30 protein-coding genes and 1 pseudogene are annotated in these 24,365 nt (G+C 54.1%); 26 read left to right on the forward strand and 5 right to left on the reverse strand.

All coding sequences use genetic code 11. The features are described 5' to 3' along the window. Positions 1-112 precede the first annotated feature (112 nt). A protein-coding gene (locus POR16_RS25900; RefSeq protein ID WP_096133376.1) for an IS3-like element ISPsy29 family transposase occupies positions 113-1,263 on the forward strand; the annotation gives its coding sequence in 2 pieces (ribosomal slippage) (positions 113-347 and positions 347-1,263; 1,152 coding nt in all). Here POR16_RS25900 and POR16_RS25905 read toward each other — a convergent pair. Then, positions 1,238-1,702, reverse strand: a pseudogene (locus POR16_RS25905) (sigma 54-interacting transcriptional regulator); the annotation flags it as partial. The gene POR16_RS25900 and the pseudogene POR16_RS25905 sit on opposite strands and share 26 nt — an antisense overlap. A gap of 389 nt (positions 1,703-2,091) precedes the next feature. Between POR16_RS25905 and POR16_RS25910 the strand changes: the two are divergent. Next, positions 2,092-3,003, forward strand: coding sequence for an alpha/beta hydrolase (locus POR16_RS25910; RefSeq protein ID WP_003436770.1), 912 nt, complete (start codon positions 2,092-2,094; stop codon positions 3,001-3,003). Between the two features lie 183 nt (positions 3,004-3,186). Here POR16_RS25910 and POR16_RS25915 read toward each other — a convergent pair whose 3' ends face one another. Next, positions 3,187-3,645, reverse strand: coding sequence for a winged helix-turn-helix transcriptional regulator (locus POR16_RS25915; protein WP_032610010.1), 459 nt, complete (start codon positions 3,643-3,645; stop codon positions 3,187-3,189). A 96-nt stretch (positions 3,646-3,741) separates the two neighbouring features. Between POR16_RS25915 and POR16_RS25920 the strand changes: the two genes are divergently transcribed. Together POR16_RS25920 and POR16_RS25925 are read left to right on the forward strand one after the other, a co-directional pair. After that, entirely contained in the window at positions 3,742-4,689 is a 948-nt protein-coding gene (locus POR16_RS25920) for an aromatic alcohol reductase (protein ID WP_003436783.1), read from the forward strand. Between the two features lie 402 nt (positions 4,690-5,091). After that, complete coding sequence (locus POR16_RS25925; protein ID WP_232428504.1) at positions 5,092-5,364, forward strand: Mov34/MPN/PAD-1 family protein; 273 nt, start codon at positions 5,092-5,094, stop codon at positions 5,362-5,364. Between the two features lie 100 nt (positions 5,365-5,464). Here the strand turns inward: POR16_RS25925 and POR16_RS25930 are convergent, their stop codons facing one another. Continuing rightward, positions 5,465-6,427 carry a tyrosine-type recombinase/integrase gene (locus tag POR16_RS25930; RefSeq protein ID WP_003436787.1) on the reverse strand — a complete coding sequence of 321 codons (963 nt, stop codon included), beginning with the start codon at positions 6,425-6,427 and terminating at the stop codon, positions 5,465-5,467. 331 nt (positions 6,428-6,758) lie between these two features. Here POR16_RS25930 and POR16_RS25935 point away from each other — a divergent pair, with 331 nt between their 5' ends. Together POR16_RS25935 and POR16_RS25940 are read left to right on the forward strand one after the other, a co-directional pair. Then, positions 6,759-7,007: a type II toxin-antitoxin system prevent-host-death family antitoxin gene (locus POR16_RS25935; RefSeq protein ID WP_003436790.1), complete on the forward strand. Its 249-nt coding sequence runs from the start codon at positions 6,759-6,761 to the stop codon at positions 7,005-7,007. 12 nt (positions 7,008-7,019) lie between these two features. Continuing rightward, positions 7,020-7,370: a type II toxin-antitoxin system RelE/ParE family toxin gene (locus POR16_RS25940; RefSeq protein WP_003436792.1), complete on the forward strand. Its 351-nt coding sequence runs from the start codon at positions 7,020-7,022 to the stop codon at positions 7,368-7,370. Positions 7,371-7,472: 102 nt separating this feature from the next. Here the strand turns inward: POR16_RS25940 and POR16_RS25945 are convergent, their stop codons facing one another. Continuing rightward, positions 7,473-8,246, reverse strand: a complete 774-nt coding sequence (locus POR16_RS25945) for a helix-turn-helix transcriptional regulator (protein WP_003436798.1) — start codon at positions 8,244-8,246, stop codon at positions 7,473-7,475. A 108-nt stretch (positions 8,247-8,354) separates the two neighbouring features. Between POR16_RS25945 and POR16_RS25950 the strand changes: the two genes are divergently transcribed. Further along, complete coding sequence (locus POR16_RS25950) at positions 8,355-9,455, forward strand: polyamine ABC transporter substrate-binding protein (RefSeq protein ID WP_003436801.1); 1,101 nt, start codon at positions 8,355-8,357, stop codon at positions 9,453-9,455. 98 nt (positions 9,456-9,553) lie between these two features. Next, complete coding sequence (locus POR16_RS25955; protein WP_003436803.1) at positions 9,554-9,751, forward strand: hypothetical protein; 198 nt, start codon at positions 9,554-9,556, stop codon at positions 9,749-9,751. 11 nt (positions 9,752-9,762) lie between these two features. Here POR16_RS25955 and POR16_RS25960 read toward each other — a convergent pair whose 3' ends face one another. Then, positions 9,763-10,158, reverse strand: coding sequence for a helix-turn-helix domain-containing protein (locus POR16_RS25960; RefSeq protein ID WP_003436805.1), 396 nt, complete (start codon positions 10,156-10,158; stop codon positions 9,763-9,765). Positions 10,159-10,372: 214 nt separating this feature from the next. Here POR16_RS25960 and POR16_RS25965 point away from each other — a divergent pair, with 214 nt between their 5' ends. The 18 genes from POR16_RS25965 (at position 10,373) to POR16_RS26050 (ending at position 24,346) form a co-directional block, all read left to right on the forward strand. Beyond that, the gene (locus tag POR16_RS25965) at positions 10,373-10,885 is read left to right on the forward strand and encodes a transcription termination/antitermination NusG family protein (protein WP_003436807.1); all 513 of its coding nucleotides are present in this window, start codon (positions 10,373-10,375) and stop codon (positions 10,883-10,885) included. Positions 10,886-10,973: 88 nt separating this feature from the next. Beyond that, positions 10,974-11,216 carry a hypothetical protein gene (locus POR16_RS25970; protein ID WP_003436809.1) on the forward strand — a complete coding sequence of 81 codons (243 nt, stop codon included), beginning with the start codon at positions 10,974-10,976 and terminating at the stop codon, positions 11,214-11,216. Positions 11,217-11,228: 12 nt separating this feature from the next. Then, entirely contained in the window at positions 11,229-11,936 is a 708-nt protein-coding gene (locus POR16_RS25975) for a lytic transglycosylase domain-containing protein (RefSeq protein ID WP_003436811.1), read from the forward strand. After that, positions 11,936-12,271: a hypothetical protein gene (locus tag POR16_RS25980; RefSeq protein ID WP_003407111.1), complete on the forward strand. Its 336-nt coding sequence runs from the start codon at positions 11,936-11,938 to the stop codon at positions 12,269-12,271. The genes POR16_RS25975 and POR16_RS25980 overlap by 1 nt, the downstream gene beginning before the upstream one ends. Positions 12,272-12,283: 12 nt before the next feature. Next, positions 12,284-12,760: a VirB3 family type IV secretion system protein gene (locus POR16_RS25985; protein ID WP_003436813.1), complete on the forward strand. Its 477-nt coding sequence runs from the start codon at positions 12,284-12,286 to the stop codon at positions 12,758-12,760. Beyond that, positions 12,648-15,173 (forward strand): VirB4 family type IV secretion system protein, encoded by a 2,526-nt coding sequence (locus POR16_RS25990; RefSeq protein WP_475513854.1) that lies wholly within the window; start codon positions 12,648-12,650, stop codon positions 15,171-15,173. The genes POR16_RS25985 and POR16_RS25990 overlap by 113 nt, the downstream gene beginning before the upstream one ends. Further along, positions 15,170-15,856: a P-type DNA transfer protein VirB5 gene (virB5, locus tag POR16_RS25995; protein ID WP_005892632.1), complete on the forward strand. Its 687-nt coding sequence runs from the start codon at positions 15,170-15,172 to the stop codon at positions 15,854-15,856. Before POR16_RS25990 ends, virB5 begins: the two co-directional genes overlap by 4 nt. A gap of 32 nt (positions 15,857-15,888) precedes the next feature. Beyond that, positions 15,889-16,242, forward strand: a complete 354-nt coding sequence (locus POR16_RS26000; protein WP_003436819.1) for a hypothetical protein — start codon at positions 15,889-15,891, stop codon at positions 16,240-16,242. A 10-nt stretch (positions 16,243-16,252) separates the two neighbouring features. Next, the gene (locus POR16_RS26005; RefSeq protein WP_003436821.1) at positions 16,253-17,185 is read left to right on the forward strand and encodes a TrbL/VirB6 family protein; all 933 of its coding nucleotides are present in this window, start codon (positions 16,253-16,255) and stop codon (positions 17,183-17,185) included. 67 nt (positions 17,186-17,252) lie between these two features. Beyond that, positions 17,253-17,555 carry a hypothetical protein gene (locus tag POR16_RS26010; protein ID WP_003436825.1) on the forward strand — a complete coding sequence of 101 codons (303 nt, stop codon included), beginning with the start codon at positions 17,253-17,255 and terminating at the stop codon, positions 17,553-17,555. A 37-nt stretch (positions 17,556-17,592) separates the two neighbouring features. Next, on the forward strand, positions 17,593-18,381 hold the full coding sequence (locus tag POR16_RS26015) for a VirB8 family type IV secretion system protein (RefSeq protein WP_003436826.1): 789 nt from the start codon (positions 17,593-17,595) through the stop codon (positions 18,379-18,381). Beyond that, a complete protein-coding gene (locus tag POR16_RS26020; RefSeq protein WP_003436827.1) occupies positions 18,371-19,180 on the forward strand; it encodes a P-type conjugative transfer protein VirB9 in 810 nt (269 codons plus the stop codon). The genes POR16_RS26015 and POR16_RS26020 overlap by 11 nt, the downstream gene beginning before the upstream one ends. Then, positions 19,167-20,537, forward strand: coding sequence for a TrbI/VirB10 family protein (locus POR16_RS26025; protein ID WP_003436828.1), 1,371 nt, complete (start codon positions 19,167-19,169; stop codon positions 20,535-20,537). The genes POR16_RS26020 and POR16_RS26025 overlap by 14 nt, the downstream gene beginning before the upstream one ends. A 9-nt stretch (positions 20,538-20,546) precedes the next feature. Further along, on the forward strand, positions 20,547-21,578 hold the full coding sequence (gene virB11 / locus POR16_RS26030) for a P-type DNA transfer ATPase VirB11 (protein WP_003436829.1): 1,032 nt from the start codon (positions 20,547-20,549) through the stop codon (positions 21,576-21,578). A gap of 9 nt (positions 21,579-21,587) precedes the next feature. Continuing rightward, positions 21,588-21,944, forward strand: a complete 357-nt coding sequence (locus tag POR16_RS26035; RefSeq protein ID WP_003436831.1) for a hypothetical protein — start codon at positions 21,588-21,590, stop codon at positions 21,942-21,944. A gap of 126 nt (positions 21,945-22,070) precedes the next feature. Next, positions 22,071-22,292 (forward strand): hypothetical protein, encoded by a 222-nt coding sequence (locus tag POR16_RS26040; RefSeq protein WP_003436832.1) that lies wholly within the window; start codon positions 22,071-22,073, stop codon positions 22,290-22,292. Then, complete coding sequence (locus tag POR16_RS26045) at positions 22,292-23,944, forward strand: type IV secretory system conjugative DNA transfer family protein (RefSeq protein ID WP_003436833.1); 1,653 nt, start codon at positions 22,292-22,294, stop codon at positions 23,942-23,944. Before POR16_RS26040 ends, POR16_RS26045 begins: the two co-directional genes overlap by 1 nt. Before the next feature lie 39 nt (positions 23,945-23,983). Then, positions 23,984-24,346: a TrbM/KikA/MpfK family conjugal transfer protein gene (locus POR16_RS26050; RefSeq protein ID WP_003436834.1), complete on the forward strand. Its 363-nt coding sequence runs from the start codon at positions 23,984-23,986 to the stop codon at positions 24,344-24,346. Positions 24,347-24,365: the final 19 nt, after the last annotated feature.

The following is a 24,365-nucleotide window of genomic DNA, read 5'->3' on the forward strand; positions in this document are numbered from 1 at the left end:
TGGAGCAATAGAAGCTTCAGTGGACTATCAGAGTAAAATTCTGTGAGGGTTGAATCGCCCCGGATTCTCTAGACGCCTCCATGCCTTAAACTGAGGCCAATCAGGAGGTGCCATGAGCAACCCACGTTATCCCGAAGAATTCAAAATCCAAGCGGTCAATCAAGTGACCGAAAAGAAGCTGCCTGTCGCTGATGTGGCGGCGCGTCTTGGCGTGTCGACGCATAGCCTCTATGCCTGGATAAAGCGCTACAGCAAACCTCAGGCAGAACGGCAGCAAGACGATGATCAGCACGCTGAACTGCGTCGTCTGCGAGCGGAACTCAAGCGGGTCACTGAAGAGCGGGACATCTTAAAAAAGGCCGCCGCGTACTTTGCCAAGGAGTGCGGCTGAAGTACGCCTTTATCAAGCAGCGCGCGGGCGACTACTCCATTCGACGGCTTTGCCTGACGCTGAAAGTCCATCCCAGTGGTTATTACGCTTGGTTGTCTGAGCCGCAATCTGCACGCGCTAAAGACGACCAGCGATTGCTGGGTTTGATCAAGCACTCGTGGCTGGAGAGCGGCGGAGTTTATGGCTATCGCAAAATCCATGACGACCTGCGCGAGGTCGGTGAAGATTGTGGTCGGCATCGTGTGGCGAGGTTGATGCGTCTTGAAGGTCTGCGCTCTCAGACAGGGTATCGACGTCGCCCTGGAAAGTACGGAGGTAAGCCAGCGGTCGCCTCACCCAATTTACTGAAGCGCGAGTTCGATGTCGTGGAACCCAACAAGGTTTGGGTCACCGACATCACCTACATTCGTACGTATGAAGGCTGGCTGTATTTGGCGGTGGTGCTGGACCTGTTTTCTCGTCAGGTCGTTGGCTGGTCAATGAAGTCGCAGATGACCAGTGATTTGGCCATTGATGCGTTATTGATGGCGGTTTGGAGGCGAAAACCGAAACAAGAGGTGATGGTACACTCCGACCAGAGCAGCCAGTACAGCAGCTCCGATTGGCGCAGTTTTTTGAAGGCAAACAATTTGGTTGCCAGCATGAGCCGCCGAGGCAATTGTCATGACAACGCCGTGGCTGAGAGCTTTTTCCAGCTTCTGAAACGGGAACGAATCAAGCGGAAAATCTACACCTCACGGCAAGATGCTCGTAGTGATGTGTTCGATTACATCGAGATGTTCTACAACCCAAAACGCCGCCATGGTTTCAACAATCAGCTGTCACCGGTAGAGTTTGAAAAACGTTACGCAATGAGCTTGCAAGGTGTCTAGAGAATCCGGGGCGATTCATATCGACTACGAGCGCTTTGTCAGAGCCGACCCTTTGAAGCTGGCCGCCTTGAAGCACGCGAAGCATTGTGGCCTGCACTGCCAATGGCAGCTCGCCGATATCATCTAGAAAAAGCGTTCCCGTACTTGCTACTTCAAATTTGCCAAACCTGTTTTCTATTGCATCTGAAAAGGCCCCTTTGACGTGGCCAAAAAGCTCGCTTTCAACTAAGTGCTCGGGAAGAGCCGCGCAGTTTACGGTTATGTAAGGTTTGTCTGCTCTGGCCGATAAATCATGCAGACGCTGCGCCACCAGTTCCTTACCGACCCCCGTCTGACCTGTTATCAGTACCGTGACGTCGCTTGGTGCAACCAGGTCGATTTCAGAAAGGAGCTGCTTGGAGGTGTCGCTGGTACCAATCATGGATGACTTGGTCCGGCGATCCGTCCAGGTCAAAGCTGGTCATGACGCACAAGGGGCAGGCTTTTGAACTCGCATTCAAGCACACTAATGTCTGTGGAAGGCCCTACGCAGGGTGAACGGAATGTACGTTTCGAGGTATGAACACTGTCCCGAGTGAGGCAAGCGTTTTTTTCGTGCGTGACTTTCTAAAGCTATGAGCGAGCGCTGCTTTCCAGCGAGGAATGGATGTGCTGTGGCAGGAGGTCACTTACACCTGAGCCTTTGTGTGTAATCTGCTGATGTACGCAGCCATCATTTTGCTGACAAGAAGTGCCTTCCAGACGCTTACGAATTGCCGACCCGCTACCCGAGGATGTATCTAATTGCTCAGATCAACAACTTGGCTGAACCCCGAGACTGAATCTTCAATGGTCTATAAAGATCTTTTCCCTGTAATGGAGACAGTGCTTGCGAACGGCGTTACGCTTCTCGGGGGGCTGCAATATCATAGAATTGATGGCTACCGTCCCCTGACGCTCGACCTCTACTCCCCGTCGAAGAAAGGGCCGCCTCACCCAAGGCAGTTACCCCTGCTGGTCTATATCCACGGAGGAGGTTGGAGGCGTGGTGACAGTCATCGGTGCGGCGTTTTCACTGACTTTCCCAGATTATTGGGCGATGTTGCGAGCAGAGGTTACGTTGTTGCAGCAGTGAATTATCGACTTAGTTCAGAGGCGAAATGGCCAGCGCAAATCGACGATGTCCGAACTGCCATCAGTTTTCTGCTGAATCAAGCTGATGCATTCGGTATAGATCCGCAAAGAGTCTACGCTTGGGGGGTATCAGCCGGAGCTCAGTTGGCTGCCTCGCTGGGCAATCCAACTGAATCGGTAAGTAGTCAAGATCAGCATTGTCCTGCCACGGCAAGCGTTCATGGCGTAGCGGCTTGGTATGGAGTTTTCGACTTCACCACTCTTGGAGATCAAGCGCTACAGCTGGGAATTGACATTCCAGATGATGCGCCGGAGTGGAGGCTTATAGGGGCAGAGCCTGGCCAGGATCGCACTGCTCGTTTTCGCTCAGCCAGTCCCGCTTTTCACCCCACGTGTCGAACTTCGCCGATGCTGATTTTAGCCGGGAAAAAGGATCGGAAGGTTCCATATTTTCAAAGCGTGCAAATGAAGGACGCGCTTGATCGTGTGGGTGTGCCAAATTTTTTATATATATATGAGGAAGTAGGGCACAGCTTCATCTGCGAAGATAACCCTGCTGAGACTAATCGAGTCAATCTATTGGCAATTAATCAGACTATTGATTTTTTCGATGCTTTGGCCTTGTAGTGTCGACTGAGCAGCATTTGTGCCCAACATTAACAGCCAGCGCAGGCGTCGCCTGAGCTGGTGTCGCTATGTGCAAAGCATGGTCGCATGCTTAATGCTGAGGGCCCAACTCAGGGCGTCGGTGCGATTGACCAGTTACTACGCCATTCTTCGGCACCGCGCTTCTGATGCGCAGTGTGTCAATCAGTCAGACGCTTCTGAGCCTAATGGGGTCGATGTGGGTATCTGCCATTCAGGCTTTTTATCATTCTGACTGTCGAAATTACGCCGTGCCTTGCGGAAATCCTCAACGTTTTCGACAACCCACGTCCAGATGGGGGACATGCGGATCAACAGTTCCATACCCAGCGGCGTCAGCTCATACTCGACACGTGGGGGGATTTCACCAAACTCCCGCCGACTCACTAATCCATCCCGCTCCATGGCGCGCAACGTCTTGGTCAACATCCGCTGAGTCACCCCGGTCATCTGCCGTTTTATTTCGGCATGGCGCATTGTGCCGTACACCCCTAGGGCATGCAGGATGCCTAATGACCAGCGACTGCCTGCGTGAGCAAGCACTTCCCGTCTAACGCCATCATCGTCTTCTCTAAGAGTTCGGCAGATTGTCTCAGCCTGGCTGAGAGCCTCCTGACTGGACATTTCGTTGTCTGGTATCACAGGTGTGCCTTCTTACAAGCGTTGCCTAATCGTGCAAGCATTTGTTCATCTTACAGGCAACAGGTCTCAGGAGAAATCATGACCGAAGTGACCCAGCTTTCCCCCCAATCCATTCTCGTTCTAGGCGCCGGTGAGCTAGGACTGCCGGTTTTGCGCAACCTGGCGCGGGTAGCAAAGCGTGCGCCAGGTTCCACAATCAGCGTCCTCCTCAGGGACTCGACCATCAACACTCAAATTTCTGAGAAAAAGGTTGAAATCGATGAGCTTCGGACCCTGGGCATCCAGATGGTAGCCGCAGACCTCGTGAATGACTCGATTGATCAGTTGGCTGAGGTATTCGCACGCTTCGATACCGTAATCGGTTGTGCAGGCATGGTTGCAGGCCGGGAAACCCCAATGAAGCTGGCTACTGCTGCCCTTAAGTCCGGTGTGAAGCGATACTTTCCCTGGCAGTTCGGTGTCGACTTCGAGGTAATTGGTCGGGGAAGTCCTCAAGATCTGTTCGACGCTCAGCTTGATGTACGCGAGTTGCTTCGTGCCCAGGATAAAACTGAATGGGTAATCATATCGACTGGGATGTTCACCAGCTTTCTGTTCGAGCCTGTATTCGAGGTTGTCGATTTCGAAAACGACACCGTGAACGCACTGGGCAGCCTTGAGACTAGCGTGACGCTTACGACTCCAGACGACATCGGCGCCTTGACAGCGGAAATCGTTTACTTTGAACCCCGCTTTCGCAATGAAATTGTGTATCTATCGGGAGACACTGTGACGTACGGAGAAGTCGCCAGCCTCCTCGAACGCGTATTGGGTCGCCCATTCAAACGTAACGTATGGACTGTTCCGTACCTGCTTCAAGAATTGGAAAAAGACCCCACCCATCACATCAAGAAGTACCGTGCTGTGTTTGCTCAGGGCAAAGGTGTGTCATGGCCTAAGGCAGGCACCTTCAACGAGCAGCAGTCGATTCAAGTCACGACCGCTGAGAACTGGGCCCAGGCAAACCTGAAAACCTCTTCAGTATAAGTCGGGTAGCTGAGCTAACGTATCCGCGATGGAAATTTGCCTGCGGCAAGCTCTGCACTCTAAAACTGGGACCGAATCCGTCTGGTATGTCCGGCCAGAGTGTCCCGACCAAACACCCGCCAAGGAACCTAGGCGCGAAAAAATGCTTGCTGTGCAGCGTAATATCGCGCCACACCGACCGCTGGCTTACCGCTGCGATGATCCAAAATGAATTCGCTGCGAAGCCGTCGCCTGCACTTGGCGCGTTACCCAGCATGTAGTTAAAAATGAAAGTAATACGCCCAAGATCGTCAGCGACAGACTAAGCCGAGAAATTAGCCTTTCGTTACGCTCCAATTCATAAAAAGAAATCTTTTCATAAACGTGAATCGTGCTGCTTCGTCCATGCAGCCAGTCCTATGGATGGGATGGGTGCGAGACCTGCACGACGCGATAGCGCACAAACGGTGGGAGCATAGTGAAGGAAAAATACGCTCCTTGGGCGAGTGGCATACACACCCTGAGAACAATCCCTCACCATCTGGTATAGACCTGCGTGAATGGCATGCATTGGCATCCAAAAGGAAGGACGGCAGGCCAGTGCTGGGTGTTATTGTCGGACGGCATGATTTGTACGTAGAGAACACGCCTCAGTTTGGTCAAGGTGTCAGGTATGAGCCGATTCAACCAGTCTGAAAGCTGGTCATGTACAGCGGTCGAGCTGTCCGCGATCACATCGAAATGCAGTGCGGATGGTGTTAAGCATCTACACGCGATTTCAGGACAGGCCAGATGGTTAATACTTCACCTTATAGGTCGGTGAATCTTCAGGCCGGTTCTCCCGCCGGTCATAGATCTTGGTCGTGCTGATATTGGCATGCCCCAGCCAGAGCTGGACCTTGGCAATATCGGCTTCATGCTCTAGGGCATTGGTAGCTGCGGTGGCTCTGAGTCCATGCACGCCCAGGCCGTCGACCTCAATTTCGGCCTTTTTCGCGTAGGCCGTCACGACGGTATAGATGCCGTTGGCCGTGATGCCGGTGCCGGTCAGCTTGCCTCGCAGCGGGATGAAAAGTGGCACCTTCCTGTTGGCCAGATGATGCCCCGAGCTTTCCAGGTACTGATGAATGCGCCCGGCCGCGACCGGGTGCATCGGCAGATATCGCACCTTGCCGCCTTTGCCATGCACCTTCAGATGCTGGATCCCACGTCGCTCCTGTATATCGCTCACCTGCAGCAGCGCCGCTTCTTCGCGGCGCAGCCCGTGATAGAGAAGAACAGCCAGTAGCGCCCGGTCCCGCAGCCCTTTCAGGCTGGTTTCGTCGGGCGCCTCGAGCAGCGCCTTTGCCTGGTGATCGCCCAGTGCCGGCGTCTTGCCTTCGTTGCTTTCTATCTTGGGACGTTTTACCCCGTGTACTGGATTGCCGCCGGCGATTGCATTGCTCTCCAGGAGGTGATCAAAGAGGCTTGCCAGCGCGGCCAATTTGCGCCGGATCGTGGCGCCCGCCAAACCGCGATGCTCGAGCTGGGCACGCCAGGCCAGAACGTGTGATCGGGTGACCACACGAAACTCATCCGCTGAAGCCAATCCGACAAACCCACAGAAGTCTTCCAGGTCATTCTGGTAGGCGCGTCGTGTGCGAGGGTTGTCGAGGTTGGCAAACCACTCGACCGCGGCCGGAACTTGGGCCAGCGTCTGGAATTCGACCGATGTGAGTCGGCGCTGATCATTCTGCTGGGATTTCGTCAGTTCCTGCATAAGCTTCTCATCGTTGGATCGCGTTCGAATCATTTGCCGTTCATCCAGTCACGAAAGCAACGGCAAATGCTCCCGCTGTTGCCGAAACCGATAAGCGGCAATAAGTGGTGATAACGTATTTTATCACCACTTATTCTGGATAAGTCGGATGTCCAGGCAATTCAGCCATGCCTGTTAAATCTCTTGACGCGCTGGAAAACATGAAGGTTGCAAAAAGACCGTATGTGGTCTATATTTAGGCTTGAGGTTTGAAGCTTAGGCAAGAAGCGCAGTCAAAGCAGCCAAGTTAGGCATCTGTTTCTCGGTGCCATTATGAAGGAGATCTCAACTCATGCGAGTTGAAACAATAAGTTATCTGAAACGCAACGCAGCCGACCTGCCTCTCGATGAGCCACTGGTCGTCACGCAAAACGGTGTCCCGGCCTATGTGGTGGAGTCTTACGCAGATCGTAAGCGCCGCGATGAGTCAATTGCCTTGGTGAAGCTCCTGGCAATCAGCTCCCGCGAATACTCCCAAGGCAAGCACTGTTCCACTGACGAACTTAAAGCCCGATTGAGCAGGAGGTTTGCCCACAAATAAATAGGAGCATAAATGAATACGTTTGCACTACGCTTTACCGAGGTTGCCCAGCAGAGCATTGAAGATCAGGTCGAGCACCTGGCTATCACTCAGGGATTCTCATCAGCTGCTCAACGCATAGATACCCTTATCGATGCCATCCAGGACAAGCTCCTGTCCACCCCGTTGGGCTACCCGGTCAGTCCTCAATTGAGCGAGCTAGGCGTACTGCACTATCGTGAGTTGAACACTGACGGCTACCGAATTTTTTACGAGGTGATGCAGTCAGTTGACATCGACGAAATTGTTATATCGCTCGTATTGGGCGGTAAACAAAGCGTTGAACAGGCATTGATCCGCTACTGCCTTCTTCAGGCTATTTAGACACGCTTATGCTATCCGCTCCAGTCTAGTCTCTCATAGCATCCATATCATAAAAGGGAATGCGCGTAGATTCGCACTCCCTTTATGATAACGTCGCATATGTTAACTTATAGTGCTTTGGAAGAAATAAGCAAAAAGTTCTGATTGAGATTTTATATTGAGCTTACCATAAAAGTTTCTTCGATGTACTTTCACTGTCTCTGGGGATACTGATAGCTTTCCAGCAATTTCGCTATTTGAAAAACCACTCAAAGCCAGTTTTAAAACTTCAATTTCACGACCCGTGAGTTGTGGAGCAAGCTCTAAAATCTTGTCCTGCCATTGCTGGGGTCGAGAGCTTTCTTTTTCTTCAATATCAGAAGCTATACGTTGCTTCATCAAAGCCAATACCCATGGTTTGATTAAGTCGAATATAGCAATATGCTCCTGAGTAAACCGACTTTTGCTACCCATGGATAAGCAAAGTGTTCTTTCAGAGTCAAGCTGAACGTTATACTGAACTTCATCTACTGATACAAATTGTTCAAAATAAAGATGATAGTACTCTGTTTCTAGAAAGTGAGTTGGTGCAATATCCAAGAGATGAAAGAAACCGCTTTGCTGATTTTCTCGATTAGCTATGTAGAAGGGGTCAAGCATGTATAGCCCTTTGACATATCGGTTGAGCAGCCCATCTATTTCTTCCTCGTCAGCGGTATCAGGATAGCAAATTGCCTGTACCCCTTCGCTGCCAAACATCAGCACAACCCAGTTGTCGACTGGTGCATATTCCTTCAGCAACCTGACTAGCGAATTCCAAAACTCAGGTCGGTTGAGCTTCTCGATTAGTTTCGCTATCGATCTGTGCCAAATTTGGCCCTGGAGCTGGTTTGGCATCGTCTACCCCTATTGGGTTATTTAAAACCTGACTTGATACGTTTATATTGCGCCCTCATGGATTCGGTACCTGCCAATGGGGACTGACCAATGGCATGGAGTAAGCCTATGAAAAGCGTTCGTATGTTGACCATCATTACTGCCTCTTTGTTCAGCGCTGGGCTAAATATTGCGGTTGCGAGCCCACCCAGCGTGCATCTATACAACTGGTATGCCTTCATCGCACCAGATACCCCTAAAGAATTCGAGCACGAAACCGGCAGCCAACTGCTCATTGATTCCTTTGACAGTGCCGAGATCATGCAGAGTAAGGTCATGGCTGGGCGCACAGGATATGACGTAGTGGTAGCTACCTCAAACGTGTTGCCGAGCTTGATTACTGCAGGAGTGCTCCAACCTCTGGATCGCAGCCAGCTCGGCAACTGGTCGCACCTTGATTCCGAAATACTGGCTAAGGTTTCTATTAATGACCCTGGAAACCGGTACGCAGTCCCCTACCTTTGGGGTACTACCGGAATCGGATATGATGTCGATAAGATAAAGTCCGCACTAGGTGATGACGCTCCGGTGAATAGTTGGGATTTGGTGTTCAAGGAAGAAAACATTAGTAAGCTCCAGCAGTGCGGTGTAGCAATGCTCGACTCTCCAAGTGAAATTATTTCGATTGCCTTGCACTACCTTGGTCTGCCTCACAACAGCAAAAACCCAGACGACTATCAGAAAGCTCAAGACTTATTGCTCAAGATTCGTCCTTATGTACGCTATTTTGACTCATCTAAGATTGATGCTGATCTGGCTGATGGTAATATTTGTATGGTTGTAGGATGGGCAAATGGGGCGCTTGCAGCGCAAGAGTTGAATGAGAAAAACAAAACTGGACGTCGAATAGCATATTCCATCCCTCGCGAAGGCGCTTTGGTATGGTCAGAGAATATGGTGTTGTTGAAGGATGCCCCTCATCCTCAAGAAGGCATGGCGTTTATAAACTACATGTTGCGCCCTGAAGTGATCGCCAAAACTTCAAATCACACCCTTTATCCTAGTGCTAATAAAGATGCAAAGCAGTTTGTTGATCCCAAACTCAGAGATAACTCTTCGGTTTATTTGGATAAAGATACTATTAGTAGGCTTTTCCCTTTGGAGCCCCTTCCTTTGAAACTTGAGCGAATTCGCACACGCGCTTGGGTCAAAGTGAAGAGTGGTATTTAATCCGGAAATTTTTGCCGTGAATATTGAGCGCGTTTTGCGTAGATTTGTCTAAGTGGACGTGCTCAAGTGATGGTATAGATTCGAGGACAGAATCAGCTATGACTACTTCAGTCGCTGTACTAGAAAAACCACACCGAGATGAAATCAAGGAGCTGGTGCAACTCGTTAGAATGGATGAGAAATATGCTGCGTTGGTTGCAGATGGTTTCTTACCTATCGATGTGCAATCGAGTATATATAACTTCCAGAGAAAAAGTCGTATAAAGGAATTATCTCAAAAATATGGCCTGATTTAACGAGTTTTCATCTATTCAGACTGTATTTTTTTGGGCGGGTTATTGTATGCGATGAATTTATCGGTGAGACGGATGATTTCCTCCAGACTTTCAGGAGAATCGACCTGGTTGATTTTTTCTGAAAGTTCTTGTCGAAGCGATATCAATCGCGTGCGGAGAACATCTTGGCCACCAGGTAGCAGCTCTCCTGGAGCGACGTTGAAAACGGTTGCGATTCTTATCAGCTGCTCGATGCCAGGCAGGTTTATGCCTCGTTCGTAACGTCCTATCAGCGGAGCGTCGCAGCCAATCTTTTCCGCCAAGTCCGCTTGGCTCAACGTAGAAGACTTCCGAAGGGCTTTGATTTTTGCTCCTACCACGCTCCTGAGAGTGTCCACAGTGTCTCCAAAAAAAACCAATAATTTCATCTGCTTGCGCCTTCACAAAGTCACAAATGTGTTTATTAGGTATAAAAGTGTTTACTTTTTTTTCTGTTCCATCTATTTTGTTTCCTAGAAATCCGTTCCCTGATTGAGCTCCTTCGAGTCAGAAGCGGATAGAGCCGGCTCTCTATGGCTCAATTCTCCCCTGGGCCCAGCGGTTCCGGAATTCGAAAGCGCGCCTGATCGAAAGGTTCTGATTATGAAAAACTGGCACGTTTTGATGCACAATTCTGCCGTTTATCAGTCACTTATGACATTGATAGAACGGTTAGACGTTGAGGTGTATTCCCCCGTCAGAATCACCTCTCGCAAACGTACGGATCGCCCTTCGTCGATAGAAAAGGAGGTTCGTTTGTTTCCTGGCTATCTGCTGCTACGGTTCGACCCCGAGGTGACACACACCACAACCATCACAGCGTTGAATGGTGCCCATGGGTTTGTTCAGTTCGGCGGTCGAACCTGTGTTTTGCAGGACTCTACGGTAGAGGAATTGAAGGCTGCTGCGCTGATTCGATCTAACCGTTCACTCGATTGCATCGAGTTTCGCAATGTGCCGACAGATCTAGAAAAAACGCTCCGTCTGATCATCGACATGAAATCTGAAGCTGCCCGCAGGGCGGCTTTCTTCGCGCTTCTGTCGCAGAACGCCGCGCTGGAACGCCTTGTCGGGCGATCTGGGACCGTTTTCTATTCGACGGTGAATGCCGCCTAGGCATTACCTATTTCCACGATTTCCCATTTCACCGCCAGGTCTTGCCTGACGGTGTTTTTTTGCGTTCTCACAGCCCTTAGGAGTTCCCATGGCGTCATCCGAAGATGAAGCAACCACCAAGACATCAAGCGTATATATCCGACCGATCAGGGTGGAAGCACTGAATAAAGCCGCGATACGCGTGAGTTATGAAACCAACAGCTCCAGGCAGATTTCGCCTTCTGACCTCGCTCGGTATCTGATCGATAACTTTCTTGAAAAGGCCGTCGAGAAGCTGATTGAAGAATCTCAAGGGCGGTCTTCTGGGAAACCTCTCACTACTACCGACTAGAAGGAATTTGCAATGCTCACCACCAGTGCCTTTCTGGCCCTGGCTATGCAATGCGCTCCCTCGATACACCCAGACACGCTGACTCCCATCGTCAAGACAGAATCCTCCTTCAATCCCTATGCCATTGGCGTGGTCGGCAGAGTGTTGCCGCGTCAACCGCAAACCCTGGATGAAGCCGTATTGGCGGTGAAAAAGCTGGTCGCAGAGGGCGCTGACTTCAGCATCGGCCTGGGCCAAATCAACCGGCAGCATTTCGATGTCAGCCGACCTGAACCTGTATTCGAACCCTGCACCAACCTGCGCATGGCAGCGCGAGAGCTACAGGCCTGCTACGTAAAGGTCAGGAAAACCGATCCTGATGTGCAAAGCGCTTTGCACAAAGCCATTTCCTGTTACTACAGCGGCAACCCCAAACGTGGCTTCAAGGCCGAGGCCGAATTTGGTGGCAGCAGCCACGTGCAACGTGTGTTGGCCAATGCAGGCGTTACCAGCGTCACTGTCCCGGCGCTAGAAGGCGGCTCAGCTGAGCCAAACCAGCTCCAGCGCGCTCAGGCCACGGCGTCCACCGTTGAGCCGACTTATGAAAGCTGGGATGTGCTGCGCCAGTACCCGCGCTATCTGCCACCTGCGCCACCGCCTGTTTCTGCGCCATCGGCTTCACCAGCTGTTCCCGCTCCACCCCCAGAACAACCCTCAACCACCCCTAAAGAGGATCAATGATGATCAAACGTACCCTTGTGCCCAACAAAGGCGAGCTGGGCATTCTGCTGGTGGCTCTTGCCTACCTGCCCGGTATCGCCTCCGCTGACTGGCTCACCACGCTGAACCAGTGGGGCAGCAATATCCGCCTGGGCCTTTACACCCTGGCGGGAACCCTGGGCCTGATTAGCCTGATCTGGTCAGGTGCCCAATGGCTGATTGCTCGCTCCACTGGCGACCGCTCGCACACCTTCATGGACTACCTGGAGCAGGTGGGTGTGCTGCTGGTCGTTGGTGGATCTGTGCTCCTCGGCACCGCGGCTTGGCAGGTGTTCGGCACCGGCGTGCCGGGTTGACCAGGAGCGCTTATGGCCGGTAACGAAGTGCTCAAAAAAGAGGTTTCCCCAAGCTACAACGCGATGAGTCGGCCCGCGATGTTCTGGAACATCCCCATCATGCCGATGGTGGGATTGTTGATGGGCGGCTTGGTCTTCGGTGTTGCCACGACGTTTCTGCTGTCCTGGGTGTGGGGCCTGGTCGTTGCCTCCCCATTCCTGATTGCCCTCATCGCCTTGAGGGTTGTTGGCCTGATCGATCCTCAATATTTACGCCGCGTCCGCTTTGCACTGCGGCGTCTCCGGCTGAACCTCAAGTACGGCAAGCCGTTGTTGCTGACCCCCATTAATCCGCAATGGAGCAAATTCTATGGCGCACGATTTTCACAAAAGCGTTATGCCAGCGGAGGACAAAGTGCCGCTGATGGGCTATCCGGTAGACGAGCTCATGACAACCCTGTCAGGCAATCGCCTGGTGAGCCTGATCCAGCTCAAGGGCGTCTCCCCTGAGACTCGCAGTGATGAAGAACTGATCCGCCTGTGCGAGACCCGCAACCGCTACTTTCTGGCGTTGGGCAAGAAAGAAGGGAAAAACCTGTTGGTGCACACCTACACCACCAAGACAGGCATCGAGCTGGACACGCAGTACACGATGCCGCTACCTGCCCTGCAGGACTTCGTAGACGCTTATACCGAACCGTTTCGCAACGGCACCTTCTACCAGGTGGGCTACGGCCTTGCCCTGGTTCTCAAGTACCGCGAGCTGGATGACGGAATCCAGCGCATGAACGACCTGTTGTCACTGACCAGAACCCTACTGGCCGAATATGACCCAGCGATCATGGGCCTGGAGGAGAACGAACACGGCGCATTGTTCTCGCAGATCGGGCGCTACTACAGCCTGCTGATCAACGGGCACGAAAAAGACGTGCTGGTTAGCGACACCCGCTTGGGTGACGCGATCATTGATAGCGTCACCAACTTTGAAAACTACGATTTTGTGGAGAACCGGCCCAACCGAGGCGGTCAGCGTTTCGCGACCACCTTTGACCTGCGCGACTACCCCAGTGGTGGGACTTACCCCGGCATGTGGGATGAAGCCAACGAGCAGCAATTCGAGTTCACCCTGGTGCAAACGTTTCTGTTCGAGGATCGCAACAAGGCCAAGGACAAATTCAAAAAGCACAAGGCGGATCTGGGCTCCGTCGAAAACGACTCCCATCAAATCAAGGAGCTTGAAAAAGCCATCGAAGACATCACCCTGGGTGACAAGGCGTTCGGTCGTTATCACGCCTCCCTGATCGTCTACGGCAAGACCCCGGACCAGGCCATCGAGAACGGCACGAAAATGACGTCGGTGTTTACGGTGCGTGACGCGACCTTTGTGCGTTCGACCATGAGCAACGTCGATACCTGGTACACGCAGTTCCCAGGTGTGACCGAGGCCATGTACCCCATGATGAAATCGACCGAGAATCTGGCGGACAGCTTTTCACTGCACTCCACCCCGACGGGTAAGGTCAAGGGCAACCCCATTGGCGACGGAACGGGTGTGATGCCCGTGCAAACGGTCAACAAGGCGTTATATGTGCTCAACGTGCATGACAGCCCGCCCGGCCAGAACAACCTCGGTGAAATGCTGCCAGGTCATGCGGTTTACACAGGCCAAACAGGGGTCGGTAAAACCACCAATGAGGCCATCCTGTTGACCTTTCTCAGCCGCTTCGATCCGCTGATTTTCGGCATCGACTACAACGAGTCGTTGAGGCACCTGCTGTGTGGATTGGGGGCCGAGTATTACACCGTGCAGCCTGGGCACTTCACCGGCGTCAACCCGTTTCAGTTTCACGACAGTCCGGGGTTGCGGCAAATGCTGTTTGACCTGGTGCTGTGCTGCGCCGGTGGACCTGATAAGAGCAATGACGCTGACCAGAAAAGGATCAAGGACTCGATCGAGGCTGTCATGGAGCACACCAACGTGCGCAATCGCAGCATGTCATTGCTGCTGCGAAACATCCCTGAGCAAGGCGAAAACTGCTTGCGGACCCGGCTATCGAAATGGTGCCGCCTGGCGGGTGAAGGCCGCGAAGGCCAGTACGCCTGGGTGCTGGACTCGCCGGTCAACCAGTTCAATGCGCAGACCTACCGGCGTCTGGCCTTCGATTGCACGCAGCTGCTTAACAACGACTACGCCCAGAAGCACCCAGAGGTCATGGAAGCGTTTCTGAACACGCTTTTCTACATGAAGCGCGAAATGCACCAGGCCCGCCCCGGCAACCTGCTGCTGAACGTGGTGGCCGAGTACTGGGCACCGTTGTCGTTCAAAAGCACAGCGGATGCAATCAAGGAGGTCCTGCAGAGCGGACGCATGCGCGGGGAAATCCTGATCATGGACACCCAGTACCCCGAGCAAGCGCTGGCAACGCCTTACGCTGCGGCAGTCATTCAGCAAGTGACGACCCCCATCTGGCTGCCCAACAAAAAAGCCCAGGCTGAGAGTTACGCGAAGTTTGGCGTCACGGGCAAGTTGTTCGAGGCCGTGCGTGATATGGGGCCGCTGAGCCGGGAAATGGTGGTACAGCAGGGTAACCAGACGGTGAAGCTGAAAATGGAGCTGGACGGCCCGCTCAAGTATTGGTTGCCGCTGTTATCTGCCACCCAAAAGAACCTGGCGGTGGCCGAGCGTATTCGGCAACACCTGGGCACGACCGATCCCACGGTGTGGGTCGATGCGTTCCTGGTGGCCGAGGCAGTGCGCCAATGGTTGAACACCGACGATCCCGCCGTGTGGCTGCCTGCGTTTAACTATGCCGAGGACTTACGCCAGTCCATGAACACGCGGGATGCACAGCGCTGGATGCCTGCTTTTCAAAAAGCCTGGAAAGCCCTTCAGGAACAGAATGAAGTCGAGGTTTCGTCATGAAAAAACACGCGATTGCTTGTGCGCTGAGCGCGCTCATATTCACCACCGCCCTGCCTGCTGCGCATGCGGCAGTACCAGGCATTCCGGTCCTGGATCCGTCCAACCTGCTTGTGCTGAAAGCGAATGCGCTGGCCCAGGCCAAGCAGGCGATGGACGCGCTTACCACGGCCAAGGACGCCATCACCCAGACCGCGCAGCAATACAACCATTACAAAAGCATCATCACCGGCAATGACATGTTGGGTGGGTTCCTGAATGACCCCGCCTTGAACAATGTCATGCCCATGGGGGATTGGGCTGATGTTTACAGCACGGGCCGGGACATCGCCAGTTTGCGTGACCGCTACGGCTTGACCTCGGATAATGCCAGCGTGCAGGCGAAATTCGACCAGATGATGTCGGTTGCCGATGCGCTGGAGCGCAATTACAACGCCAGCACTGAACGGGTCAAGAACGCCGAGCTGCTACGGGCTCGGTTGAACGAGGTGACGACCCCACAGCAGAAGGAGGATTTACAGCTGCGTTACCAGCAGGAGCTGATCGAGCAGCAAAACCAGCAGATGCGGCTGGCCAATATGCAGATACTTCAGCAGCAGCAAGATAAAATGGAAAATGAAAAGCGGGCACAAGCGTTCAGTGATTACATGAAGGGTAAAACGAGCGTGCGGCCTAGCTACGAATGATTAACGACTCAGTTCACAAGGGAATATGACCTATGTTTAAAAAAATGAGTGCTGTGATTTGTTTGGTGCTGTGTGCATTTGCACTGTCTGGTTGCGGTGATGACAAAGGACAAGGGTTTGTTGGGCGATGGACCGGAGAAAACAAAACCAGAATGGGCAAGCCAACTTATGTGATGGATATATCAAAGGATGGAGAAGTCTTCCACGTAAACCTTGAAACCACGGCTGATCTTGTGGGGTATGGAAAAAAGGAAAAAGCTCTGCAGCGACTGGAAGCCAAGGCAGAGTCGGATAGTGTTCTAAGCATGGCTGGTGGTCTTGCAACCATGCGTATGGAAGGTAACGTCATCTATTTCGACAACACAACCTATACCCGATCAAAATGACGGAGGCGGCATGGACGTAACAAAAATAGCCCAGACGTTGTTCGATTTCGTTGATGCCGCTCTGCAAAGCGCTTTGGTCACCGGCATGGCAAAGGTGATGCTGGGGCTTGGAGCGCTCTTCGGAACCATATGGTTGATCGACTTCACGCTTCGAAACATTCAATGGCTGTACCGTGGCATGAACGTCGCCTTTGAAGAAGTGCCGAAAGAAATTGCAAAAATGGCTTTTATCACCGCGTGTGCATTCAACCTGGAGTGGTACGTAAAGACAATCGTGCCCTTTGTCACCGGCCTCCCTAATTGGATGGGGGGGATCATGTCCGGCCAGGAGGGCATGCAAACCAACCAGATTGACAGTTTGATTGTTGCGTATATCGAAAACCTGCAAGCGCTTATAAGTGCCATGAACTTCAATATCCTAACTACCAGTGTTGCTAATGTTTGGTTGGGTATTCAAGGCGTGGTGTTTTATGTGCTCGGAGGTATCCCGTTCTTGCTCGCCGCCGTTGCCACGCTTTTTGTGCTGAAGGTGTCGACAACGGCTATTGTGTCCGTGGGGCCTCTATTCATTGCATTTCTGTTGTTTGATCAGACCAAACAGTATTTCTGGGGTTGGGCATCAGCCATCGGAGGCTTTATGTTGGCTCAGGTACTGATTACGGTCGTGCTTGCTATCGAGATTGGCTTTATCAACACTGCGATGATCAAAGATGGTTCTTTAAACACCTCTCTGGCGGGTAATTTCATCATCCTGCTTGTCTTTGGCACGTTTACAGCACTTGTCATCGAACTGCCTTCGCAAGCGGCCTCCATCATGGGTGGCGGTCCCTCCGGAGGCGGAATGGTAAGCCGCATTTCAGGGTTTGGTGCAGCAAAAGGCATGACACGCGGTGTCGCCGCCGGCATTTCAAGACTGCGGAGGGGACGCAACAACATCAAATAAAACACCGCTTCATCTGCTACGCCCTCTCCCCACTCGCAACACCCTCGCTTTTCTCAGGTACTCCACTATGAATTTCAAACTTGCTTTGAGCGGGCTGCTTTCGGCTGCCCTGCTGTCAGGGTGTGGCTCTGCACCCAAACTGTCCGAACCGGAAGGGCAATGGGAAGACATGCCCTTCACCCATGCCCCTGTGCCTCGCGCTGCCCCCGTGACAACGCCTGCACCCGTGCCTGGCAGGGTGCTGCCAGCAGCGAGCCCTGCGCCCAAGGCGCAGTCGCTCAAGACCACCAGTCCAAAGCGTTCGGCAACCGCCTCCCCGGCAAAGCCTGCCGAGGCCCCGCCCAACGATTCCAAATGCTCCGCGAACTGATCCGCGCAGCACGTGTTTGTCCAGGTTTAGGTGACTTATGAAGAAGCTTCGCAAATCCAAAGAGGATGTGATCGAGCAGGAGCGGCAACTGGCCGCCCGTACCAGCATCGACGCGGCCACCGCACAAGAAATCAGCCTGGTTGAACAGGCTTGGATTCATGCAGCGCGGTACTTTGAAAAGAGCATCGCCGCCGATGAAAAGGCCAAGACCAAACGAGCAACGCGGTTGAATTATGTGTTCGGGGCTATTGCCGTCATGTCAGTTGCTGCCGTGATGGGCTTGACCCCGCTCAAGACCGTGCAACTTGGCTTGGTACGGGTCGACAGAAACTCCGGTTACACGGATGTGGTGTGGGCCGACGATAAAGGCAAGCCACAGGAGCAGATCGATGACGAGTTCTGGCTTTCCGCGTACACGCGTTTCCGCGAGAGCTACAACTTTTCGAGTAACGATGCCAATTACGCCATGGTCAAGTTGATGTCCTATGACGAGACCTTTACCGAGTACCGCAACTTCCAATTGTCCTCCAAGGGCTATCTGGAAGTGCTGGGGACCAACCGGCAAATACGCACGGATATCAACAATATCAATTTCCTTGATCGTAAAGATCGGGAAGGCACCGCCCAGGTGCGGATCACCAAAACCGTGCTGGACCGCAACGGCGTCCCCGATCCCCAGCTGCACCCGGTCACCTGGGTGGCCACAGTGACCTACGACTACAAAAACCCTGCGAAAAAAGCCGGTGACCAGTGGCTGAACCCCCGTGGCTTCGGGATCAAGGCCTACACAATGACTCAGGAAGTTGGGGTGTCCAATGGCAAATAAAGCCGCCTCAGGCCTCACGGCCTTGTTACTCATGACATTCGGTCTGCCTGCCTTTGCCGAGAGCATGGGCACTGGCTCGGCACTGGACCGGCGCGTGCAGACGGCCATTTATTCGCCTGACGAGGTGTACAGGATTCAAGCGACGGTGGGCCGTGGAGCGCTCGTCCAGCTTCAATCAAACGAGACGATCAATCAAGACACCGGGCTGATGGTATCGGGCGATCCGAAAGCTTGGTCTATTGGTCCAAACAAAGCGGGCAATATGGTTTCGCTCAAGCCGGTTACCGATAAAGAGCCCGATACAAACCTGACCATCAACACCAATAGGCGTACCTATCTGATTGAGCTGAAGTTGGTCGAGCACACCGAAGACTCAACCTATCTGCTGCGCTTCACCTACCCCGAGCCGCCGAAAAAGTCCGGCGCAACCCGCCGTGATCCCGGCAATCCCTGTGACGGCCCGGTACAAAACGGCCCCTACCAAAAGCGCTCGAACGAAGAGAGTCGATCCATAGCGCCCTATGAGGGCTGGGACAACGGCATGCTGACCTGCTTCCGCTTTACCGGCAACGGGCCGCGCCCGGTGCTGTACCAGGTTCTACCAGACGGCACCGAAACGGTGGCCGACATGCACAACGAACAGAACGTGGTCGTGGTGCATGGGGTCAGCCGATTGTTTCGGTTTCGCCTGAACGGTCTGCTTGTAGAGGCCCGGCCTACTGCCCAGGTGAACACGGGGTACAACTTCAACGGGACCACCACCGGCGAGATTCGGGAGCTCAAGCATGCAGAACAATGACAACGACCAGGCTCCGGAGAACACTCAAGGGCCGGACAACATCGGGCCGCCCGAAGCAGCAGCGTCCACAGCAGCTGCTCCGGAACCGGCCCCGGTCTCCGAGCCTTCTAGCACCCAGGCCCGTGGGGCCTTTGACGTGCGGGCCAAACGATCAGGTGATGCCCAAAACAAGAGAATGCTTTACCTGGGCCTGGTCGGGCTGGTGTTGGTTGGTCTGCTGGGGATAGGCGTACTCTGGTACTTCACCATTTCCCAGATGAAAACCACCGGCTCCGAGGTCGATGAAACCAACGTCAAGAAAGACGCGACCCTGGACGTGAATCTGGGCAGTGACGACAGCATGAAAAAGGCGCGGGAGGCCAAGCTGGCTGCTGACAAAGCCGATGAAGAAAGGCGAGCCCGAGCGGAAAGAGAGCGATTGGCCAAGGAGCAAAAGGATAAGGAGGATGCCGAACGCGGAAAAACCGGTCAGGACCATGCCGGTAGTGCGCCGCCACCACCCGGCTCTCCTGGCCAGAACCCGCCCGTGGAACAGACCCCCCGGCAACGCAAACTGGGACGTGAAATGTTGGTCACCTCGGAAGACGCGCAGGGTACTGGTGCCGGGAATACTCAGCCGCAACAGCCGTCCAGCGAGCAGCCATCCCTGCCGCCTTCAATGCTGGCCGACATTCAGGGCGGATCGAGCAGCGGTCTGGGTGGTGAATCGTCCACCCGAAAACGCAGCAGCCTGAGCAATCTGGGCGGCACCACCTTTACCCCGGCTAAGGCTTACCTGGCACCGAACCGCAAGTACCTGGTCAGCCACAACACCTACACGCGCTGCGCGCTGTACACCGAAATCATCAGTACACACCCAGGGATGGTGGATTGTCGTCTGACCGATCCGCTGTATTCCGCTGATGGCTCCACGGTGATTGCGGCAGCAGGTGACAAGCTCACCGGTGAACAGACGGTTGAGGTTGGGCCAGGCGAAACCAGCGTGTTCACCACCTGGACCGAAATCGAAACCGAAGCGGGTGTGCGGGCCAAGATTGACAGCTTGGGTGCAGGTCCCATGGGAGCCAGCGGGACCGAAGCCTGGATCGATCGTCACTACATGCAGCGCTTTGGCGGTGCGGTGATGTTGTCGTTCATCCAGGACGCGCTTCAGGCCGCGTCCAACACGACGCAGAAAAGCTCGGGGTCTGGAGGTTACACGGTGAACAACAGCGAGCAGAACGTCGAGAGCATGGCCAACAAGGCGTTGGACAGCACCATCAACATTCCGGACACCGGGAAACTGCTGCCTGGCACCGTTATCACCGTCATCGTGGCCCGCGACATCGACTTTTCATCGGTTTTCGAGAACCGCTAAGGAGTATTCATGACTGAAGAGCAAGGACTTACCGAAGACACGCTGGTCCTGGACTTCCTCGACCAGGCAGGTGCCACCGAGCGCCTTAATCGTCAGGGCACCAAGGACGTGGCCATCAACCGACCTTACGAGCTGTGGGTGGACGGTCCAAACGGCTGGGAACACGAAGAAGCGCCTTGGCTCACCTACAACCTGTGCTGGCGGCTGGCCAATGCGCTCTGTGCGCTGAGATACCGCGTACTGGCTCCTCACTCACCGATTCACACTGTGAAATTACCTGGCGGGGAGCGGGGCCAGATCGTCATGGCCCCGGCGTGCGAAGAGGGCACCCTGTCGATGACGTTTCGAAAACCCTCTTTGGATCGCTTCACCCATATGGATTACGTCAACAGTGGCCGCTATGACCGAGCCAGGGCCATCGCTTCACCGATACTGACCCTGAAAGCCTGGCAGCGCGACATGCAGGAAGCCCACGCAGCCGGCGAGTGGCATCGATTCATGGAAATCGCCATCGCTAATCGCCAGAACATCATCATTTTTGGCGGGCCAGGGTCGGGTAAAACCACTTACGGCAAGTCGCTGATCGACATGTTTCCGGTTAACCGTCGCATGATCACGATCCAGGAAATACTGGAGGACCCCATGCCTTTCCATCCTAACCATGTGCATTTGCTCTATGGCCATGTGGTGACGCCCAAAGCCCTGGTGGCCAGCGCGATGCGGATGAAGCCTGACCACCTGTTTTTGGCCGAGCTGACCGGTGATGAGGTGTGGCATTACATCGAGATTCTGAACACCGGCACCAAGGGCACCGTGACCACTGCGCACGCCAATGACAGTGAAGCAGGCTACGCCCGTGTGTGCGGTCTGGTGAAGCAGTCACCAATCGGCCTTGGCCTGGATTACGCGTACATCGAACGACTGGTGCGCACCTCATTCGACGTGGTGGTGTACATGGAAAACACCTACATCGAGGAAGTGCATTACGAACCCGAACACAAGCTGGCCTTGCTCAATGGCCAGCGTCAACGCGCTGCCTAGGAGAATGCCATGTGGTGGAAAGTCTCGTTATCAATCGTATTCATGATGGTTGCGTGCTTCGTGATCGGGCTGTACGCAGGGGGGGCTATGTATCTGCACCTGACCCAAGGTCACTTCGCGGGCTTGGCCTGGGACACGCTATGGGAGACCCGCAACCTGGCCTGGAACGACCGGCGGATGCTGTACGTGCCCTGGTCATGGTGTGTGACCGCTGCCCTCACCTTCTTGCCGGTCGGCATAACGCTGATGGCCCTTTTCGTGCGTTTGAAGCCCAAGACCTCGTTGCACGGTGATGCCCGCTTTGCAAACAACCGTGAGCTGCGCCAGTTCGAGTACCAGGGCGAATACAAGAACACCAGCAAGTAGGCCTTACACCCGCATCGCCGCCTGATACTCCCGAATTTTCAAACCATTTCCTTGCACCGCCACGCAGACGGCTATCAGCCGCCTGGGGCCGATCTGTGTCCGGAAGCACCTTGCAGGAGAGTCCCAATGGAACAATCAAAAAAATCGAAACCCCTTCTCTTTTTGGGTTTGCCCTTGCCCATTGCGCTGGGCGTTGTCTTTGCAGCTTGGGGAATTTATATCGCACTCGCAAAGCTCGATGAGATCAGTGCATCGCTCAGGCAGATCCAAGCCAATCAGCAGGTGGCCATCGCCCTACAACAAAGCCTCGAAGCCCAGGCGATTGAGCGTCGAGCAGGTGTCCGCTGATGGCCAGAGCTAAATCCAAACCCATCAGCCCGACCAACCCACAAAAACGGATCGATGAGTATCCCGCGTTCCTCTTGGGCAAACACCCCACGGAGGATTCGTTTCTGGCCAGCTACGGGCAACAGTTCGTGATGCTGGCCGCACCACCAGGCACCGGAAAAGGTGTCGGGGCTGTGATCCCCAACCTCCTCAGCTACCCCGATTCAATGGTGGTCAACGATCCGAAATTTGAAAACTGGGAAATCACCTCGGGTTTTCGCGCTGCCGCCGGGCACAAGGTCTATCGCTTTTCCCCTGAACGCCTGGAGACGCACCGCTGGAATCCACTGAGCGCTATAAACCGCGATCCGCTCTACCGGTTGGGGGAAATTCGCACGATTGCCAGGGTGCTGTTTGTCTCCGACAACCCAAAGAACCAGGAGTGGTACAACAAGGCAGGCAACGTCTTCACCGCCGTACTGCTGTTTCTGATGGAAACGCCGGAAATGCCTTTCACGTTGCCTCAGGCCTACGAAATTGGGTCTTTGGGTACAGGTATGGGTACGTGGGCGCAACAGATCATCGAGCTGCGCAGCACCGGCCCTAATGCGCTCTCCTTTGAAGCCCTTCGCGAGCTTAATGGTGTATTCGAGGCCTCGAAAAACAAGAGCAGTGGTTGGTCCACCACCGTGGATATCGTGCGTGACGTGTTGTCGGTGTATGCCGAGAAGACGGTGGCATGGGCAGTGTCGGGAGATGACATCGACCTGTCGAAAGCCCGAGAAGAAAAGATGACCGCGTACTTCAGCGTCACCGAGGGTTCGCTGAAGAAGTATGGCCCGCTGATGAATCTGTTCTTCACACAGGCCATACGGCTCAATTCCAAGGTCATTCCCGAGCAAGGCGGGCACTGTGCAGACGGCACGCTACGGTACAAGTACCAGCTGGCCCTATTGATGGATGAGCTGGCCATCATGGGCCGTATTGAAATCTTGGAGACTGCGCCCGCCTTGACCCGAGGCGCGGGGCTGAGGTTCTTCTTCATTTTCCAGGGTAAGGATCAGCTGCGAGCTATCTATGGTGAGGAAGCTGCCAACGCCATCATGAAGGCGATTCACAATGAAATCGTGTTCGCCCCTGGTGATATTAAGCTGGCTGAGGAGTACAGCAGGCGCTTGGGTAATACCACCGTGCGCGTCCATAACCAGTCATTGAACAGGCAGAAGCATCAGGTTGGGGCTCAAGGGCAAACAGACAGCTACAGCGAACAGCCCCGGCCCTTGATGCTGCCCCAAGACATCAACGAGCTGCCTTATGACAAACAGTTAATCTTTGTACAGGGGACCAAAACCACGCCCGCCCTGAAGATTTTGGCTCGCAAGATTTTTTACTACGAGGAAGAGGTGTTCAGGTCGCGAGAAAAGCTGCCGCCGCCGCCCTTGCCTGTCGGTGATGCATCAAAAATCGACGCGCTCACCGTGCCGGTGCGCACCATCGAAGCCAAGGTGGCAGTGGCAGACGCCAAGCCCATGCAGGCCGAACAACGGCAGCGCTGGAATCCCAAAGAAAAAGCGTCCGAAGTGGCTCAGGCCGAAGCGGACAAGGCACAGCCAGTTGAGGTCGAGCCTGATCCAGAGCCTGTGCAGGCTGACGACACCTCCGAACCGATGTAGTCCCCCCACCGGCGCACCCAGCGCCTGCAGGAGCAAAACATGAATACCTACAGCAAAACGGCTGACCGCCAGGGTCAGGCCGCTGGCAACGCCGTGCCTGGTCGCGGCAAAACGCGGGTCTGCGCGCTGTTCGCAGTGTGCCTGCTGGGCAGCAGCTCAGCGTTCGCCGGTGACCCGTGCAAGTCCGTGCTTTGCCTCTACGGCAAGTTCACCGGCAACAGTGGTGGCAGCGAGTGCCGCAGCGCCGAACAAGACTACTTCAGCATCCTGGTCAAGAAGCACGGGAACATCAAATGGAGCCAGACCGCCACGGCGCGCCAGGACTACCTCAACAGCTGCCCCGGTGCTGATCAGAGCTACACCCAAAAAATCAACGACAAGTTCGGCAAGGTCCGGGGCTAAGCCCCAGATCCTGACAAGG

The sequence above is a fragment of the Pseudomonas coronafaciens pv. oryzae str. 1_6 genome (genome assembly GCF_000156995.2).
Lineage (GTDB): Bacteria > Pseudomonadota > Gammaproteobacteria > Pseudomonadales > Pseudomonadaceae > Aquipseudomonas > Aquipseudomonas tremae.

Coding starts and splice junctions, on each gene's coding strand:
- virB5 (WP_005892632.1), top strand. CDS start 15,170: ATGAAAAAACACGCGATTGCTTGTGCGCTGAGCGCGCTCATATTCACC.
- virB11 (WP_003436829.1), top strand. CDS start 20,547: ATGACTGAAGAGCAAGGACTTACCGAAGACACGCTGGTCCTGGACTTC.
- POR16_RS25910 (WP_003436770.1), top strand. CDS start 2,092: ATGGTCTATAAAGATCTTTTCCCTGTAATGGAGACAGTGCTTGCGAAC.
- POR16_RS26010 (WP_003436825.1), top strand. CDS start 17,253: ATGAATTTCAAACTTGCTTTGAGCGGGCTGCTTTCGGCTGCCCTGCTG.
- POR16_RS25955 (WP_003436803.1), top strand. CDS start 9,554: ATGACTACTTCAGTCGCTGTACTAGAAAAACCACACCGAGATGAAATC.
- POR16_RS26035 (WP_003436831.1), top strand. CDS start 21,588: ATGTGGTGGAAAGTCTCGTTATCAATCGTATTCATGATGGTTGCGTGC.
- POR16_RS25915 (WP_032610010.1), bottom strand. CDS start 3,645: ATGTCCAGTCAGGAGGCTCTCAGCCAGGCTGAGACAATCTGCCGAACT.
- POR16_RS25975 (WP_003436811.1), top strand. CDS start 11,229: ATGCTCACCACCAGTGCCTTTCTGGCCCTGGCTATGCAATGCGCTCCC.
- POR16_RS26000 (WP_003436819.1), top strand. CDS start 15,889: ATGTTTAAAAAAATGAGTGCTGTGATTTGTTTGGTGCTGTGTGCATTT.
- POR16_RS25985 (WP_003436813.1), top strand. CDS start 12,284: ATGGCCGGTAACGAAGTGCTCAAAAAAGAGGTTTCCCCAAGCTACAAC.
- POR16_RS25935 (WP_003436790.1), top strand. CDS start 6,759: ATGCGAGTTGAAACAATAAGTTATCTGAAACGCAACGCAGCCGACCTG.
- POR16_RS25965 (WP_003436807.1), top strand. CDS start 10,373: ATGAAAAACTGGCACGTTTTGATGCACAATTCTGCCGTTTATCAGTCA.
- POR16_RS25960 (WP_003436805.1), bottom strand. CDS start 10,158: ATGAAATTATTGGTTTTTTTTGGAGACACTGTGGACACTCTCAGGAGC.
- POR16_RS25930 (WP_003436787.1), bottom strand. CDS start 6,427: ATGCAGGAACTGACGAAATCCCAGCAGAATGATCAGCGCCGACTCACA.
- POR16_RS25940 (WP_003436792.1), top strand. CDS start 7,020: ATGAATACGTTTGCACTACGCTTTACCGAGGTTGCCCAGCAGAGCATT.
- POR16_RS25920 (WP_003436783.1), top strand. CDS start 3,742: ATGACCGAAGTGACCCAGCTTTCCCCCCAATCCATTCTCGTTCTAGGC.
- POR16_RS26025 (WP_003436828.1), top strand. CDS start 19,167: ATGCAGAACAATGACAACGACCAGGCTCCGGAGAACACTCAAGGGCCG.
- POR16_RS25990 (WP_475513854.1), top strand. CDS start 12,648: ATGCCAGCGGAGGACAAAGTGCCGCTGATGGGCTATCCGGTAGACGAG.
- POR16_RS26045 (WP_003436833.1), top strand. CDS start 22,292: ATGGCCAGAGCTAAATCCAAACCCATCAGCCCGACCAACCCACAAAAA.
- POR16_RS25945 (WP_003436798.1), bottom strand. CDS start 8,246: ATGCCAAACCAGCTCCAGGGCCAAATTTGGCACAGATCGATAGCGAAA.
- POR16_RS25925 (WP_232428504.1), top strand. CDS start 5,092: ATGGGATGGGTGCGAGACCTGCACGACGCGATAGCGCACAAACGGTGG.
- POR16_RS25980 (WP_003407111.1), top strand. CDS start 11,936: ATGATCAAACGTACCCTTGTGCCCAACAAAGGCGAGCTGGGCATTCTG.
- POR16_RS26050 (WP_003436834.1), top strand. CDS start 23,984: ATGAATACCTACAGCAAAACGGCTGACCGCCAGGGTCAGGCCGCTGGC.
- POR16_RS26015 (WP_003436826.1), top strand. CDS start 17,593: ATGAAGAAGCTTCGCAAATCCAAAGAGGATGTGATCGAGCAGGAGCGG.
- POR16_RS26005 (WP_003436821.1), top strand. CDS start 16,253: ATGGACGTAACAAAAATAGCCCAGACGTTGTTCGATTTCGTTGATGCC.
- POR16_RS26040 (WP_003436832.1), top strand. CDS start 22,071: ATGGAACAATCAAAAAAATCGAAACCCCTTCTCTTTTTGGGTTTGCCC.
- POR16_RS26020 (WP_003436827.1), top strand. CDS start 18,371: ATGGCAAATAAAGCCGCCTCAGGCCTCACGGCCTTGTTACTCATGACA.
- POR16_RS25950 (WP_003436801.1), top strand. CDS start 8,355: ATGAAAAGCGTTCGTATGTTGACCATCATTACTGCCTCTTTGTTCAGC.
- POR16_RS25970 (WP_003436809.1), top strand. CDS start 10,974: ATGGCGTCATCCGAAGATGAAGCAACCACCAAGACATCAAGCGTATAT.